The organism is Paenibacillus rhizolycopersici (genome assembly GCF_014947195.2).
Classification (GTDB): Bacteria; Bacillota; Bacilli; order Paenibacillales; family Paenibacillaceae; genus Fontibacillus; species Fontibacillus rhizolycopersici.
In genome coordinates, this window is record NZ_JADCNN020000013.1 from 90,306 (window position 1) to 105,422 (window position 15,117).

Annotated in this window: 15 protein-coding genes; 11 read left to right on the forward strand and 4 right to left on the reverse strand. The window is 52.8% G+C overall.

What is annotated here, in order from left to right; translation table 11 throughout:
- Nucleotides 1-91: 91 nt before the first annotated feature.
- From IM700_RS15030 to IM700_RS15075, 10 genes are all read left to right on the forward strand, one after another.
- Entirely contained in the window at nt 92-802 is a 711-nt protein-coding gene (locus IM700_RS15030) for an FHA domain-containing protein (RefSeq protein ID WP_239483925.1), read from the forward strand.
- 32 nt (nt 803-834) lie between these two features.
- On the forward strand, nt 835-1,830 hold the full coding sequence (locus IM700_RS15035; RefSeq protein ID WP_193415343.1) for a glycerophosphodiester phosphodiesterase family protein: 996 nt from the start codon (nt 835-837) through the stop codon (nt 1,828-1,830).
- A 152-nt stretch (nt 1,831-1,982) separates the two neighbouring features.
- Entirely contained in the window at nt 1,983-2,927 is a 945-nt protein-coding gene (locus tag IM700_RS15040; protein ID WP_193415344.1) for a hypothetical protein, read from the forward strand.
- A 74-nt stretch (nt 2,928-3,001) separates the two neighbouring features.
- Nucleotides 3,002-3,751, forward strand: a complete 750-nt coding sequence (locus IM700_RS15045; protein ID WP_193415345.1) for an ATP-binding cassette domain-containing protein — start codon at nt 3,002-3,004, stop codon at nt 3,749-3,751.
- On the forward strand, nt 3,732-4,481 hold the full coding sequence (locus IM700_RS15050) for an ABC transporter permease (protein ID WP_193415346.1): 750 nt from the start codon (nt 3,732-3,734) through the stop codon (nt 4,479-4,481). The genes IM700_RS15045 and IM700_RS15050 overlap by 20 nt, the downstream gene beginning before the upstream one ends.
- A 24-nt stretch (nt 4,482-4,505) precedes the next feature.
- Nucleotides 4,506-6,029, forward strand: a complete 1,524-nt coding sequence (locus IM700_RS15055) for a sensor histidine kinase (protein ID WP_193415347.1) — start codon at nt 4,506-4,508, stop codon at nt 6,027-6,029.
- Complete coding sequence (locus IM700_RS15060; RefSeq protein WP_155608143.1) at nt 6,026-6,718, forward strand: response regulator transcription factor; 693 nt, start codon at nt 6,026-6,028, stop codon at nt 6,716-6,718. The genes IM700_RS15055 and IM700_RS15060 overlap by 4 nt, the downstream gene beginning before the upstream one ends.
- Before the next feature lie 216 nt (nt 6,719-6,934).
- Entirely contained in the window at nt 6,935-7,987 is a 1,053-nt protein-coding gene (locus IM700_RS15065; RefSeq protein WP_155608144.1) for an ABC transporter ATP-binding protein, read from the forward strand.
- Entirely contained in the window at nt 7,980-8,783 is an 804-nt protein-coding gene (locus IM700_RS15070; protein ID WP_155608145.1) for an ABC transporter permease, read from the forward strand. Before IM700_RS15065 ends, IM700_RS15070 begins: the two co-directional genes overlap by 8 nt.
- Nucleotides 8,784-8,789: 6 nt before the next feature.
- A complete protein-coding gene (locus IM700_RS15075; protein WP_155608146.1) occupies nt 8,790-9,575 on the forward strand; it encodes an ABC transporter permease in 786 nt (261 codons plus the stop codon).
- Nucleotides 9,576-9,633: 58 nt separating this feature from the next.
- On the opposite strand, the gene IM700_RS15080 is transcribed toward IM700_RS15075, so the two are convergent.
- Together IM700_RS15080 and IM700_RS15085 are read right to left on the reverse strand one after the other, a co-directional pair.
- On the reverse strand, nt 9,634-10,683 hold the full coding sequence (locus IM700_RS15080) for a FecCD family ABC transporter permease (RefSeq protein WP_193415348.1): 1,050 nt from the start codon (nt 10,681-10,683) through the stop codon (nt 9,634-9,636).
- The gene (locus IM700_RS15085) at nt 10,683-11,663 is read right to left on the reverse strand and encodes a FecCD family ABC transporter permease (protein ID WP_193415349.1); all 981 of its coding nucleotides are present in this window, start codon (nt 11,661-11,663) and stop codon (nt 10,683-10,685) included. The genes IM700_RS15080 and IM700_RS15085 overlap by 1 nt, the downstream gene beginning before the upstream one ends.
- 191 nt (nt 11,664-11,854) lie before the next feature.
- On the opposite strand from IM700_RS15085, the gene IM700_RS15090 reads away from it, so the two are divergent.
- Nucleotides 11,855-12,895, forward strand: a complete 1,041-nt coding sequence (locus IM700_RS15090; protein ID WP_193415350.1) for an ABC transporter substrate-binding protein — start codon at nt 11,855-11,857, stop codon at nt 12,893-12,895.
- A 6-nt stretch (nt 12,896-12,901) separates the two neighbouring features.
- Here IM700_RS15090 and IM700_RS15095 read toward each other — a convergent pair whose 3' ends face one another.
- Nucleotides 12,902-13,774, reverse strand: a complete 873-nt coding sequence (locus tag IM700_RS15095) for a YitT family protein (protein ID WP_155608150.1) — start codon at nt 13,772-13,774, stop codon at nt 12,902-12,904.
- A 120-nt stretch (nt 13,775-13,894) separates the two neighbouring features.
- Nucleotides 13,895-15,115, reverse strand: a complete 1,221-nt coding sequence (locus tag IM700_RS15100) for a Ger(x)C family spore germination protein (protein WP_193415351.1) — start codon at nt 15,113-15,115, stop codon at nt 13,895-13,897.
- Between the last annotated feature and the right edge of the window lie 2 nt (nt 15,116-15,117).

Genomic DNA, 15,117 nt, shown 5'->3' on the forward strand with positions numbered 1-15,117 from the left:
AAAAACGAGGGGTTCTATCAGCCAGCTGTGAGGATAATATCACTACGGTTGCCATATTCTTTGCCCGTCCCTTAAGATAAGATGATGATGGATGACCAATTGGAGGGGACTAGGTGTGGATACCTTTGCCTGTATTTATATTCTTCGCGGCGACCCGTTTCGTCCCGGGACCTGCTTATATCTGGATCAAGAGGTGACGGAAATCGGGCGCACTTCTTCGGATAACTTTCCGGATATGGCGTTCACGAACATTTTTATTTCCCGCAAGCATTTATTGATTCGGAAGGAAGGGGACCGGGCGGTTGCTTACGATATGGGAAGCCGCCATGGTACGGAGCTGAACGGGGTACGTATGATCGCGCATGCCCCGTACGTGCTTGAAACGAACGACATCCTGAAATTAGCGCGGGGTACGAGTGTACTGCATTTTTCCTATTCGCCCGGGGAACAGACGCTGGAGTTTGAGCCGGTGGTTAGCTCGGCACATCCGGAGGCGCTGGAGGGACCGGTTACGATCCATTGGGAGAAACGCGAGTGTATCGTGGATGGGGTCAAATTCTCGATGTCCGAAAAAGAATATTTACTGCTCAGACTGCTACATGAGCACCCGAACCGCCTGGTGACGATTCACGACATCAAGCAAAAGGTGTGGTACGACCGCAATCCCGGCCCTGACGGGCTGCCGGATGTGACGATCGACGAGCTGACGACGCTGATCTATCGGATTCGCAAGAAGTTTGGCCGAGACACGTTCCAGATCAATGCGATCCGAGGAAGCGGATATATATTAGAGACAGAGTAAGATTTGGATGGGGAGGATCGGGGGGAATCGGTTTGCGTAAGATCAGGAATATCTTTAGAACTAGAACGTTTTGGATTGTGCTTCTCTTTATCGCATTCGTTTATTTGAACAATACGCCGCATTTGATCGCCGCCCGCGACGGTGAGGCGAAGCTGTTAGCCCACCGCGGGCTGGCGCAAACCTTCCCGATGGAAGGGATTGAGAACGATACGTGTACAGCCGAGCGGATTTACGAGCCGGAGCATGAGTATCTGGAGAACACGCTGCCTTCCATGGAAGCGGCGTTTGCGGCAGGCGCGGACATGGTGGAGCTGGATCTAAAGCCGACCAAGGATGAGCAATTCGCCGTGTTCCACGACTGGACTTTGGATTGCCGGACGAATGCCGAAGGAACAACCAAGGACTACACGATGGCCGAGCTGAAAATGCTGGACATCGGTTACGGATATACGGCCGATCAAGGCAAGACGTATCCGTTCCGTGGCAAGGGCGTTGGGCTGATGCCCTCGTTGCCCGAGGTTGTGGAGCATTTTTCGGGTAAAGCTCTATTGTTGCACATCAAGAGCGACGACCCCGAGGAAGGTAGGCAACTTGCCGCTTACCTCTCTACCCTAAAGAAGGAAGAGCGGGACTTGCTGACTGTTTACGGCGGTGACCAACCGATTGCCGTCTTAAAGGAACTGCTGCCGGATACACGGGTCATGTCCAAAGCGACGTTGAAACAGTGTCTATTGTCTTACGAAGCTTCCGGATGGTCGGGATACATCCCCGACGCTTGTCGAAACACCGAGCTGCACATCCCTGAGAAAATCGCGCCTTGGCTGTGGGGATGGCCGGATAAATTCCTGAGCCGCATGGAACGGGCGAACACGCGCGTCATCCTGGTTGGCGGCGACGGCAGCGACTTCTCCAGCGGCTTCGATACGCCGGAGGATGTCAAGCGGCTGCCGGCGGGGTATACCGGTTGGATTTGGACGAACCGAATCGACCGGATTGCCGCAACGGTCCGAAGAGATCCTCCCGACTGAAGATCACAACAAGTGAATGGCCGTCCCAAAGTCTGTAACTCGACTTTGGGACGGCTTTTTTATACTTTTTTTAGATTTCGTTTAGAAGCGCTTTAGAGCCGGGGGCTAAGCTTATAAAGGAAAGACAAAACCATACGGAAAGGAAGAAGAAGATGAACCAAAAATGGATGAAGCGTGGAGCGGTATTCGGAATCGGGGCCGCCCTGCTGCTCGGCAGCGGATTGTCTGCCATGGCGGGAACGTCGGGGTACGAAACATATAAGTCCGCGATCAAACAGACGTATACCGCGTCAAGCTTGACCAACCAAGGAAGCATTGTCGTGACCGACAACGGCAAGACCATTGCGAACGCGAAGTTGGAGGTCAAGCTGAACAAGGAGAAGGACACCCTGAGTGCTAACATTGAGGTAACCGGGACTTCGGGAACCCAGACGTTCCAAGCGTATAAGCAAGACGGAAAAATGGTGTTCGTCGGCGGCGACGATGCCGACATTTATCGAGTTCTGCCCCTTGCAGAAGAGGAGAAGCGATTCGGTGACGGGGACTTTGATCCTCCGCAGCATGCAGAACAATTGATGGAAGCTTTAGTGGGCAACATCACGGATTTGGCTACGGTGCAGGAACTGCCATCCGGCGGCAAACAAACCTCGCTGCATTTAACCGGCAGCCAAATTCCAGCGATCGTGCAAGCGGTAGGCTCCCTCGCAGCCGGACATATGGCAACGGCCGACAAAATGATGGCTGAAGACGGCCAGAATGCACACAGGGGACACGGGATGACCGGAGCGGCTTCTACAGGGATGATGTCGATGCATCCTTCTCTGACGGATTTCGATTTTCCGGTGTTAACGAAGGACGTGAAGGTTGAGGATATCCGTTTTGACGCGGAGATCAACAAAGAACAATATGTAGAACACCAGCAAGGACAAATACTCGTGCGGGGAACAGACGACGCAGGACAAACGCATGAACTCGTCGTCAAAGCCAGCTTTGATCTGTCCGGGTTTGGACAAACAACGCCGGATACCGTGGACTTGACCGGGAAGCAGGTCGAAACGATCGAACGCCAGGAACATATGCCGCGTTGGCATCGATAATCATGGAGTTACCGGGTGTCGGGCCAGGCGGCCCGGCATCGTTTTCTAGAATGGATCGATAGGAGTTGGTGGATGTGGAGACGATTTTGGAGGCACTAGGGGTTAGTAAACGTTTCGGCAACGGACGCGGAATCGGCCAGGTAAGTCTGAACGTCAAAGCTGGGGACATCGTTGGGCTGTTCGGGCAAAATGGGGCTGGCAAAACAACCCTGCTTAAGGCGATGACGGGCCTTTGCCGTCTCGACGAAGGAACCATTCGGCTATTCGGCTACGATTTGAATAACCACTTCGAGCAGGCGATGACCCGAGTAGGTTGCGTGATCGAGGCGGCAGATGCGTACGACTATATGACGGGGAAGCAGAACCTTCGTCAGGCCGCTCGCTACTATCCGAATGTGCCGGCTTCGCGAATCGAGGAAGTACTGGAAATGACGGGGTTGGCGCCTTATCAGAACGAACGGGCGAAGCACTATTCGTTAGGGATGAAGCAGCGTCTGGCGCTAGCGGCAGCCTTGCTGCCTGAGCCGCGGCTTGTGATCCTCGATGAACCGACGAACGGGCTGGATATTGAAGGAATGGTGGAGCTTCGCGGAACGATTTCCAGGTTGGCACGTGAAGAGGGGATTGCTTTTGTGATCTCCAGCCATATGCTAAGCCATCTTGAACCGATCGTGACTACGGTTGGAATCCTTCACCGCGGGGATTTGATTCGTTTTGGCCTCCGTTTTGAATTGGTGCCGCCGGACGTGACGTTGGAAGATTACTATTTGGATGCGATCCAATCAGGGAAAGGAGAAGATCTACATGAACGCACTGCTGGCTAGCTGGCGTAACGAGGTGGAGAAACTGTGGTTGCGAAAAAGAACCAAGGCGGTTCTGGCGCTGGCCATCCTAGTTCCGGTGGTTTTAACGCTGGGCATCTCATCTCTTGGCCGTATGATGGGGCTGACTGCCGCGCTCGGGGGGCAGGTCTCCATAATCACCCTGAATCTGCTAACCGGGTTCTTGCTCCCGCTCTATTTGTTTATCTCGGCTGCCGATTTGTTTCCCGGCGAGACAGCCGCTCGAACGATGAAATTAACACTGGTGCGCCCCGTGACTCGCGCCAAGCTGTTCGCGGCCAAGGCGTTGGCGCTCTGCTCGGCTGCAGCAGCGATCTTAGCCGCAGCCGGAGTGACTTCCGCGGTCTGCGGTCTGCTGACGTTCTCATCATCATCCATGCTGGAATGGACGGATAACCTGATCGCCTATGCGGTGTCCGTTGTTCCTATGGCGGTACTTAGTCTCATCGCGGTATGGATTGCGATGTTCTTCTCAAATAGCGCCGCTGCTCTGGGCTCCATGATTGTCGTATTCGCCGCCGCGAAGCTGCTGCCGATTCTGTTCCCGGCGATTGCGATCTGGTCGCCGTTTGCCTACACAGATTGGTACGCGTCATGGATGGGTAACGGAGCCGGGACCGGCAAATTGCTGCAATCGTTTTTCATTTTGCTCGCTTATAGTATGATGGCATATGTAAGCAGCGTCACCCGATTTGAGCGCAAGTCATTCTGATCTCCTTGAAAGGAACCGCCTCTGATGACGATCCGACTAAGATTGATTTTATCCTACATTGCGATGGTGTTGATTCCCATATTTTTGACGCTGATCACTGCCCTGGTGCTAACGCGCGTCTTCTTCGGCGCCGGAGACACCTCTGGCCGGGGTGGAGACGGCTTTCAGTTCCACGGGCATGCATTGTCGGAATTTTGGGAGAAGATCAATGAACGCGAACAGCTGATGAACGGGGTCAAGTTCGTTGCCGAGCAGGATCCCGAGCTATTGGCCGACCCGAAATTCGTGGCGGGTACGGGGGAGACGTTGCAGGGACTTCAAGCGGGTCTCGTGATCGTCCGGAACGGCGTAGTGACTTATGCCTCCTCCGATGTGGATCATAAAGGCTTAGAAGACGAATTGGCTCGGGTCGATACGGATCAGGAAGGACGATCTCGATGGATGATGAGCCGGGGTCCTGAAATAGGCGGCCGCTACAAGGCGGAGCGCGTAGACTTCGTATTTGGCGATCAGAGCACCGGAACCCTATATCTCTTATCGGATTTAAATCCATTGCTCGGCAAAATGTCGTGGTTTATGCCGATGATGTTTATTTCGCTTCTGCTTATCGTCGCGCTCACCAACTTGCTGCTGACGTTTTTCGTGTCCCGCAGCATTTTACGCCCCTTGTACACGCTTAAACGGGCGGCGGAACGCATCAAAGAAGGCCAGCTGGACTATCCGCTTTTGATGCAGCGCAAGGATGAGTTTGGCGAAGTGGGGGAAGCTTTCGAGGAAATGCGCGAGCGTTTGAAACATTCGATCCATTTACAACTCCAGTACGAGGAGAACCGCAAGGAAATGTTGTCTAATATTTCACATGATCTGAAAACCCCGATCACCGGGATCAAGGCTTGCGTTGAGGGACTTCAAGACCGCGTGGCCGATACGGAGGAGAAACGCGACAAATACATCGCGATGATCGGACAGAAAGCGAATGATATGGACCGGATGATCGAGGAGCTCTTCCTCTTTTCCAAGCTGGATTTGAAGCGCCTGCCGTTTGACTTCGAGCAGATGGATGTAGTTGGTTTTCTGCAGAGCTTCAGTGAAGAAATGAAGACCGACCCCCGATTCGCACAGGTGCAGATCAAGTTTATCTCCACCGCCGAGCACCCGCTTCACGTCGTCGCAGATCGGGATAAACTGAAGCGAGTGCTCATGAATATTGCGGAAAACAGTTTGCATTATATGAATAAGCCCGACCCACGCTTGACCCTGGAACTCGAGGCTAGCCCTCGCGAAGCTCTCGTTCGCATCCGGGACAATGGAGCCGGCATCGATGAAGCGGCATTGCCGAAGGTGTTCGAGCGGTTCTACCGCGCCGAATCATCACGGAGCAGTCATAGCGGTCGCGGCGGCAGCGGTCTGGGTCTTGCCATCGTACGACAAATTATCGAAGCGCACGGCGGCATCGTGCGGGCAGACAGCCAAACCGGCGTGGGAACTTCGATCTCATTCACGCTGCCACGGCAGGCATATTCACGGACGGACGGTGAACGTAAATGAAACGGATTTTGATTATTGAAGACGATCCCGTGATTGCAGAGGTGGAGCGGGATTATTTGCAGGCGAGCGGATATGCGGCGGATATCGCCGCTAATGGAGACGAGGGGTTACGGCTGGCACTCTCGGAATCGTACGACCTGCTTGTGCTCGACCTGATGTTGCCGGGGGTGGACGGCTATGAAATCTGCAAGCAAGTACGCGAGGCCAAGGAAATCCCAATCCTGATGGTTTCCGCCAAGAAGGAAGACATCGATAAAATCCGCGGTCTCGGCTTAGGTGCTGACGATTACGTGAGCAAGCCGTTCAGCGTAGGTGAACTCATGGCCCGTATCAAGGCGCATTTAACGCGGTATGAGCGGTTGACGAACCATTCACGCCCGGCAGACAAAGACGAACTTCGCCTTCGCGGTTTGTATATCGATAAAATGTCGCGAAAGGTGTCGGTGAACGGCGTAGAGCTTGCACTAACGGGAAAAGAATACGATTTGCTGCTGTTTATGGCGATGCACCCGAACCGGGTATTTTCAAAGGATGATTTATTCGAAAGGATATGGGGGATGGACTCGCTGGGCGACCTGGCTTCCGTCACCGTCTACATAAGCAAATTAAGGGAGAAAATTGAGCGCGATCCGTCAAAGCCACAGTATATCGAAACGATCTGGGGCGTCGGTTATCGCTTCAACCTATAAGTGTAAAGCGATAGGCCCAGGTTCATCGCATAGTGCTTCTATTTGCTGTTTTGCACGATTATCCCTTTCGTTAAGGGAGCAAGGACAAGGGGCGTACGGGCATACTCTTGTTCTCTGATCAAAAGGGATAATGGTGGAAAGAGGGTATGGTGCTTTGATGGAAGTTACTATATAATTTTTAGCGGACTATAAATTGATTCAAAGCGAGGGATACCCATGGCTGCCATTGAAGTGCGCGATTTGCGCAAGACATTTAAGGTGCAGAAAAACCGCGAAGGCCTCAAAGGGGCCTTTCTTGATTTATTTAAGCGGGAATACAACGAAGTGGCCGCCGTGAAAGATATTTCGTTTCAGATTCCGGAGGGGGAGATCTGCGGATATATCGGGGAGAACGGGGCCGGCAAATCGACGACGATCAAAATGCTCACCGGCATTTTGGTACCGACATCGGGACATTTGAAGGTTGGCGGATTCGTGCCGCACGCCGAGCGCGAGAAGTTCGTGCAGCATATCGGGGTCGTCTTTGGACAGCGCAGTCAACTCTGGTGGGACATCGGCGTGATCGAGTCGTTCGAGCTGCTGCGCAAGGTCTACCGGGTGCCGCAGTCCGAGTACAAGAAACGGTTGGACGAACTGGTGGAACGCCTTCAGCTTCAGGAACTTCTGAACCGCCCGGTACGCAAGCTGAGCTTGGGGCAACGGATGCGTTGCGAGCTGGTTGCGGCGTTACTGCACAATCCTTCGATCGTCTTTCTGGACGAGCCGACGATTGGTTTAGACATCGTGGTCAAATCGGAAATTCGCGATTTCCTGAAGGATATGAACCGCGAGTACGGCACGACGATTCTGTTGACAACTCACGATCTGCAGGATATCGAGGCGCTGTGCTCCCGGGTTATTATGCTCGACGACGGACGGATCATTTATGATGGCGGCCTCGAAGAGCTGAAGGACCGTTGGGGTACGGGTAAGGAGGTGCTGTTCCAGTTCGGGACGGCTACCAAACTCGAGCAGTTGCGGGGCTGGACGGGAGCGCTGCCTGTGATCTGGACGGCGGAGAACGACCTGAACGCCAAAGTCTGGATCCCGCGGGATATTGGTGTCTCTGAGGTGCTGGGACAGGTTGTTGGCCAGGCGGACATCACCGACATCAAAATCATCGAAACCAACACCGACGAAATCGTCCGTAGCATTTACCAATCCGGTTCGGCGGATAAACCGGCGGACGCGGAAACGGAGAGTAAGGAAGGTGCGGTCATCCATGTCTAACCAGTGGGGGGCGTACCTCGATTTTATCCGCATCCGATTCTTGACGATGCTGGCGTATCGGGTGAACTACTATTCGGGTATCTTGATCTATTCGCTCAACATCGGGGTTTACTATTTTACGTGGAAGGCGATCTACGGGAGCGGCGGCGAGCTGGGTGGTTTTACTGCCTCGCAGATGACGACTTACTTAGCCGTTTCGTGGATGGCCCGTGCGTTCTATTTCAACAACCTGGATCGGGAAATCTCCACGGACATCCGCGACGGTAGCATCGCCATCCAATTTATTCGCCCTTATAACTATATCCTCGTCAAAATGATGCAAGGCCTCGGCGAAGGCATGTTCCGTTTCATCATGCTGATGGTTCCCGGCATGGCGATCGCCATGCTGTTATTTCCGGTCAAGCTGCCGACCGAGTCCAGTGCTTGGATCGGTTTTCTCGTGATGCTGTTCTTCAGCTTTCTGATCAACTCGCAGCTGAACGTGATTACAGGGCTTATGTCTTTTTTCGTGGAAAATAACGAAGGCTTTATGCGAATGAAACGGGTTGTCGTTGATTTGTTCTCAGGCCTGATCATTCCGATTAGCCTGTTCCCAGCTTGGCTTGGCGGCATCATGTCGTTCCTGCCGTTCCAGGCGATCACGTATTTGCCGGGTTCGGTGTTTACAGGTCGGATTCAAGGGTCGTCGATTTGGAACGTGCTTGGTATTCAGGTTATCTGGTTCGTCATCCTACTCATACCGATGATTGGGCTGTACCGTGCCTCGCGGAAGCGCCTGTTCGTGCAAGGGGGTTAAGGAAGCATGTACTACTTGGGCCTCATGGGCGAATACTTAAAAAATTACATGAAAACCCGAATGACCTACCGCGCCGACTTCTGGGTGGAGGTGATCTCCGATTTACTCTTTCAGGCAACAAACCTGATCTTTATCTTTGTCATCTTTATGCACACCAACAGCCTGGGCGGTTGGAGCGAGAGCGAAGTGGTGTTCGTTTACGGCTTCTTTATGGTTCCGTTCGGCGTGTTTAGCTGCTTCGTCAATCTATGGAATTTCAGCGAACGGTATATCGTCAAAGGCGAAATGGACCGGATTATGACACGTCCGGCGTATAACTTGTTCCAGATCTTCCTGGAAAACGTGGACCCACCGGCGCTAGTCGGCTCGATTATCGGAGGTATCATCATGGCGATCAGCGGAGGACAGTTAGGTCTCAGCTTCGAGTGGTGGACGATTCCCGCAATGCTGCTGTTTACGCTCAGTGCAGTAGCAATATATACCGGAATCTATACGACGCTAACCTCGTTGTCGTTTTACTCCGACGCGCCAACCGGCATCTTGCCGTTGATGTATAACGTTCAGGGATATGGGCGGTACCCGGTAACGATTTACAACCGGGCGATTCAAGTGCTTCTAACCTGGATTTTACCGTTTGCCTTTGTAGGGGTCTATCCGGCTTCGCTGTTCCTGGAGCGGGAGGAGATGCGGCAAATGGCTTGGCTGACCCCGTTGGTAGGCCTCGTATTTCTGGCGATCGGCCTGACCGCCTGGAATTACGGGGTTAAGCGGTACCGGGGTGCAGGATCGTAAATCATATAGGATGAAAAGAAAGCCGGCGACCCTTAAATGGGGCGCCGGCTTTCGTTCGTTAGAAGCGATTTCGGTTGCGATACAGCAGTACCATAAAGAACGGTGCTCCGATCGCCGCCGTCAACACGCCGGCTGGAACGTCGCGCGGCAAAAAGGCGGTCCGCGCAACCAGATCCGCGACAAGCAGGATCAATGCACCAAGCAGCGCGCTGACCGGGAGCACGCTGGAGAAGGATGGCCCGGTTAGCCTGCGGGCCATGTGCGGGGCCATTAGGCCGATAAAGGCGATTGCGCCGCCAATGGCCACCGCAGCGCCTGCGAGCGAAACACTGAGCACGATCAGCAGCAGCCGCTGCAGTTGTACGCGCGAGCCAACGCTGGTGGCGATATCGTCGCCCAAAGCCTGAATGTTGACTTGGCGAGCCTGCAGCCAGGTCAGGATCAGCAATAAGGCTGTCCAAGGCAGAAGCGTCAGCACGTCGTTTTCCCAGGAGACGCCGTAGATGCTGCCGGTCATGAACGTGAGGGACTGGTTCGCCAGCTGCATCGGACCGGAAATGATCAGCATATACGATACCGATTTAATGGCAGCGGAGACGCCGATCCCGATGAGGATGATTCGCAGCGGAGACGCACCGTTCTTCCAGGCCAACACGTACAATAACCCCGTGACGATAAACGCGCCAAGGATCGACGCGAGCGGCATCCAGTGAATCGAGATGGAACCCTGGAATAGGTAAATAAACAGGATTGCTCCCAACGAGGCGCCCTCGGTAATCCCGGCAACGTCTGGCGAAGCGAGCGGATTTCGGATGACGCCTTGCAAAATGGCTCCGGCCACAGCCAAGGAAGCCCCGACCAGCACGGCTACCAAGATTCGCGGCAAGCGGAGATTCATGACGATGACTTGTTCGCCGGGTTCGGCCATGCCAAACAAGGCTTTCATGACGGTCAGGGGAGGAAGATAGTGGCTGCTGATCCCCACACTGATGACCATCATACCGAGACAAAGGGCGGACAGGAGCAGGCAAATCCAAAGGGTTCTTTTTTTCTTCGCCTGCAGGGATGAATTGATGTGGGTTGATGAGGTTTTACCAGGTTTGGCCATCAGTTCTTCACCCCTTTTCTGGCGATGTATACGAAGAACGGTACGCCCAAAATCGCGGTCATGACGCCGACCGGGACTTCCTTCGGCATGGCAATGTATCTGGAGCCGATGTCGGCAGAAACGAGCAGCAAAGCTCCGGATACAGCGCAATAAGGTAGAATCCAGCGGTGATCCGTGCCGACGAAGTGGCGAACGATATGCGGAATGATAATTCCGACAAATGCGATGGGTCCGGCCACGGCCACAGAGGCTCCGGCAAGCAGGATGACTGCGATTGCAGCCATCGTCTTGATGAAGCCTGTACGTTGGCCGAGCCCTTGTGCCACGGTATCTCCCATCGCCAGTACGTTAAGTTGTCGAGCCAGCAGAAGGGCAAGGAGAAACCCAGCCCCCATATAAGGTAAGACGTTAAGGAGTTGCTCCGTTCCTCGTCCCGCTACCGAACCGACTAACCAGACGAGCACTTGATCGAACATTTTGCCGTCGGACAGCATCAAGCCTTGGGTCAACGAGAAAAAGAACGCCGCCATCGAAGCGCCAGCGAGCGTAATCTTAAGCGGCGTCATGCCGTCTCGTCCGAGGCTTCCTAAGAGGAAAACCACCGCACCGCTAAGGGCCGCTCCAACCAAAGCAACCCAAGTTAAGGCTTGCATGCCCGATAGGCCAAGCCATCCCGATGCCAGGATGATAAAGAAGGCCGCCCCGGAATTGACGCCCAGTGTGCTGGGCGAAGCGATCGGGTTACGTGTGATCACCTGCATCAGCGCACCGGCCACGGCGAGACAGGCACCGACGGCTGCAGCGATAAAAGCGCGCGGCACACGGGCCGTTTGAACAAGCAAGTGTTCGTTACTGCCGTTCGGATGGACAAAGGATTCCCAAATGGTAGGGAAAGGGATGTCCGTCACGCCAAAGCTGATGCTGCATACAAGGGCTGCGGTCAAGATCAAAGCACAAATCAACAAGCCTAAACCTTTCATGAGGCATTTTCCCACTTTCCGATCGAATAGATCATGTCCATTAAATCTTAGAAGATGGGGAGGAGACTGTCAATGAGGTTGAGAATCATTCTTAATGTATTGACAATCGGACGGTAATGCCCTATATTTTTGAAGATGATAATCATTATCAGTGATAAGAGATAGACTCATTTTGAAGGGGAGAATGAATCATGAATCATAGTCGTAAGGCTTACACTTATCGCGGTCGTTCCATCTGGTGGGCCTTTGTTGTACTTGTGCTTGCGCTCGTAGTTGCGGGCTGCGGGAAGAACGGGAGTCAAGGGCCGTCTAGCAATAACGGAACAGAGGGGAACGCGGCTGCGGAGAACGCGAAAGGGAGCGGTAACGCGACCGCTGATGGCAAACGAATCGTAAAACATGCGATGGGCGAGACCGAAATCGTGGGGACACCGCAAAAGGTCGTGATTTTGACCAACGAAGGAACGGAAGCGCTGCTCGCATTGGGCGTTAAACCGGTTGGAGCGGTTCGTTCCTGGACAGGGGACCCCTGGTACCCCCATATCAAGGATGAAATGGAGGGGGTTACCGTCGTAGGCGAAGAAAGCCAGCCAAACCTGGAGCTCATCGCCGGATTGCAGCCCGATCTCATTATCGGCAACAAAATGCGCCAGGAGAAAGTTTACGAGCAGCTGCAGGCTATCGCTCCTACGGTGATGTCCGAAGACCTGCGGGGAAATTGGATGAACAATTTCAAATTATATGCGGAAGCCTTGGGCTTGAGCGACAAAGGCGACGAGCTGTTGAGCGCTTATGACGCGCGGATTGACGACTTTAAGTCCAAAGCCGGCGATAAGCTGAAAGATACCGTATCCGTTGTCCGGTTTATGGATGGCAAAACGCGCGTATACCACACGAACACGTTCTCAGGCATTATTTTTGAACAGTTGGGGATTGCCAGAAATCCAATGACGCTAAACGCCAAAGATACGTTTGTCGATGAGATCACCAAGGAACGGCTGCCGGAAGTGGATGCTGACCGGTTGTTCTACTTCACCTATGAAACGGGCGACGGGAAAGCGAATCAGACCGAGCTGGACTGGACAAATGACCCCTTGTGGAAAAATTTGAACGTCGTCAAGAACGAAAAGACCTACAAAGTCGACGATGCCATCTGGAACACGGCAGGCGGTATTAAAGCGGCTAATCTGATGCTTGACGAACTTTATCAAATCTATGAGCTAGATAAATAAGCCAAGTTATTTGACCGGTCTGGCGAACCGTCCGAGAATCTCAATGGATTGGACCACATTCATGAATGCGTGAGGGTCGGTGTCAACCACGGCTTTTCGGACGGCCGCCAGTTCGTACCGGGTCGTTACGGTCATCAACGTATAGTTCTGCTCTTCACGGTATCCACCTTCGGAATGAAGGCAGGTGATGCCGTGATGCAGCTTGCGCAGTTGGCAGAGCATCTCTTCCTTGCGCTTCGTTATGATGAAGCAGGTCACCTTGATATGCCCAACATGGATCATATCGACGACTTTGCCTTTCACGAAGGTGGATAACATCGAATACAGAGCTAAGTCCCAGCTTTGAAAAAAGCCGAGCGCCAAAATGACGAGTCCGTTGAGCAGAAAGAGGATGTTCCCCATGGGAACGTCCCTTTTTCGCGTTACGATGGATCCGAGAATATCGAAGCCTCCGGTAGAGCCCCCAACGCGAAGCGAAAATCCGATGCCCGCCGCTGAAATAATACCGCCGAATACCGCCGCAAGAATCGGGTCATGGGTGACTTGCACCTCGGGGATGATTGAGATAAACCAGGTGGTACTGACGACGGAGATGCAGCTAAGCACGATATAACGTCGCCCAACCGCTTTCCAGCCCCATAATATCAATGGAACGTTAAGCAGAAAGTAAACGATCGAGATATTCCACCCTGTCAAGTAACTGATGATGGAGGCAACGCCCGTAACCCCCCCGGACAGCAATTTATGTGGGATCAAGAACAAGTCGAGCCCAGCGGCGACAAACAAGGCTGATAGCAGGATGACACCAACCTCCTGTGCGGGTTTCAAGGAAGCTCGAAGCGGTTTTTCGATGATCGGGCGATACTGATCCAAATTCATGTCTATGCCTTCTTTTCATTTGAGTGTAGGAAGTTTCATAAAATATATTTATCGGATTAAATTATCTTTTTTATCAGTCTGCCGGACTATGACATTTGTCAACCTCATGTCAAACAAACGTTATTCCTCTACTAGCTTCTGATAGGATTGATTCATCAATCCCACGCGTTCAATCGTTACCTTGATCGTTGGTTCGAATTGAATCTTAGCGAATTCAACAGCCCAGTCCTCTTTGATCGCTTGCCATCTCCGCGGATATTTGCGGTGATAAATGTCGGCGAACCCAACGACATCCGCCTGCATGCGGTTAACGGCATGCCACCCCTCCTGAACGATACGCAGCAACTTGTCTCCAATAGCACGTTCCAATTCTCTCACCACTCCCGGATCAATCGCATCGAATGGGGAGTTGGTATCCGTGATCGTGCCTTTCACTTTCAGGTTTGCGGTCACGATGACCTGCCCTTCCTTGCGAATCATCTTTAGCCGGGTGGAGGAGTCCGAGATCTCAAACGTGGATTTCGACTTGTGACCTTCCTTGTCTCCGCTAAATTCGAAGGAAATTACGGCCTTATTCACCTGATTGCGAATAAAGGCGATTCCAAGTGCCTCATTTTGGTTGACCCATCCGACCAGTTTGCCTTTCTTCAAAATAGCCAGCCCACCCAATTTTACTTTGGAGGCCGTTATTGTGTTTTCGAGCGTTTTTGTTGAACCTGGCTCGCCTTTTCCGGAGACCAGCAGTTCAGGGATCACGGCACATTTGGACGCTCCCGCCGTTTGAGAAGCTAAGTTGTACATATTGACTTTTGGAAGGATGGAGTCGTTTTTGGTTTCTCTATCAATCAACTTGTGGATGCCTTCACCGGTGTTCTTTTCAAGATACATCAATTGGGACACAACGATCCGGGGATTATCCTTGGTTATGAAAAGGTTGACGGTTTCCCTAGCTTGAGGATTCCGCAAGTACGTGTCAATCAGCGAATAAAGCCCATATTTAGCTGCTTCGTCGCCGATTACGAATACGCGATTGTTCCCGATATGTAACTGACGCGTGTTCTCCAATTCATTGTTAGCCAGTGCCTTCCGCAAGGTGTCTCCTTGAATCGATAGCACACTGATCGGCGGACCGGAGTTCGCATTGCCCCCTGATGTGCCTGAAGCGGAGGCAGCCGGAGTAACGAGTTGGTAGGTCAACTCCCATTGATTATTTTTTCGATCAACGCCGGTTGCCGACACGATCGCTAAATCCGTCAGTTCCTTGTGACTCCAGCATCCGCTAAGGAAAAGGCATATAACAAACGCGAAGATCATCTTCAACCTGTTGAGTGGAAAAATCATGA

Bases quoted from the DNA above. Each gene is read 5' to 3' on its own strand.
- IM700_RS15030 (WP_239483925.1), top strand. From the start codon at position 92: ATGACCAATTGGAGGGGACTAGGTGTGGATACCTTTGCCTGTATTTAT.
- IM700_RS15040 (WP_193415344.1), top strand. From the start codon at position 1,983: ATGAACCAAAAATGGATGAAGCGTGGAGCGGTATTCGGAATCGGGGCC.
- IM700_RS15050 (WP_193415346.1), top strand. From the start codon at position 3,732: ATGAACGCACTGCTGGCTAGCTGGCGTAACGAGGTGGAGAAACTGTGG.
- IM700_RS15055 (WP_193415347.1), top strand. From the start codon at position 4,506: ATGACGATCCGACTAAGATTGATTTTATCCTACATTGCGATGGTGTTG.
- IM700_RS15060 (WP_155608143.1), top strand. From the start codon at position 6,026: ATGAAACGGATTTTGATTATTGAAGACGATCCCGTGATTGCAGAGGTG.
- IM700_RS15065 (WP_155608144.1), top strand. From the start codon at position 6,935: ATGGCTGCCATTGAAGTGCGCGATTTGCGCAAGACATTTAAGGTGCAG.
- IM700_RS15070 (WP_155608145.1), top strand. From the start codon at position 7,980: ATGTCTAACCAGTGGGGGGCGTACCTCGATTTTATCCGCATCCGATTC.
- IM700_RS15075 (WP_155608146.1), top strand. From the start codon at position 8,790: ATGTACTACTTGGGCCTCATGGGCGAATACTTAAAAAATTACATGAAA.
- IM700_RS15080 (WP_193415348.1), bottom strand. From the start codon at position 10,683: ATGGCCAAACCTGGTAAAACCTCATCAACCCACATCAATTCATCCCTG.
- IM700_RS15085 (WP_193415349.1), bottom strand. From the start codon at position 11,663: ATGAAAGGTTTAGGCTTGTTGATTTGTGCTTTGATCTTGACCGCAGCC.
- IM700_RS15090 (WP_193415350.1), top strand. From the start codon at position 11,855: ATGAATCATAGTCGTAAGGCTTACACTTATCGCGGTCGTTCCATCTGG.
- IM700_RS15095 (WP_155608150.1), bottom strand. From the start codon at position 13,774: ATGAATTTGGATCAGTATCGCCCGATCATCGAAAAACCGCTTCGAGCT.
- IM700_RS15100 (WP_193415351.1), bottom strand. From the start codon at position 15,115: ATGATTTTTCCACTCAACAGGTTGAAGATGATCTTCGCGTTTGTTATA.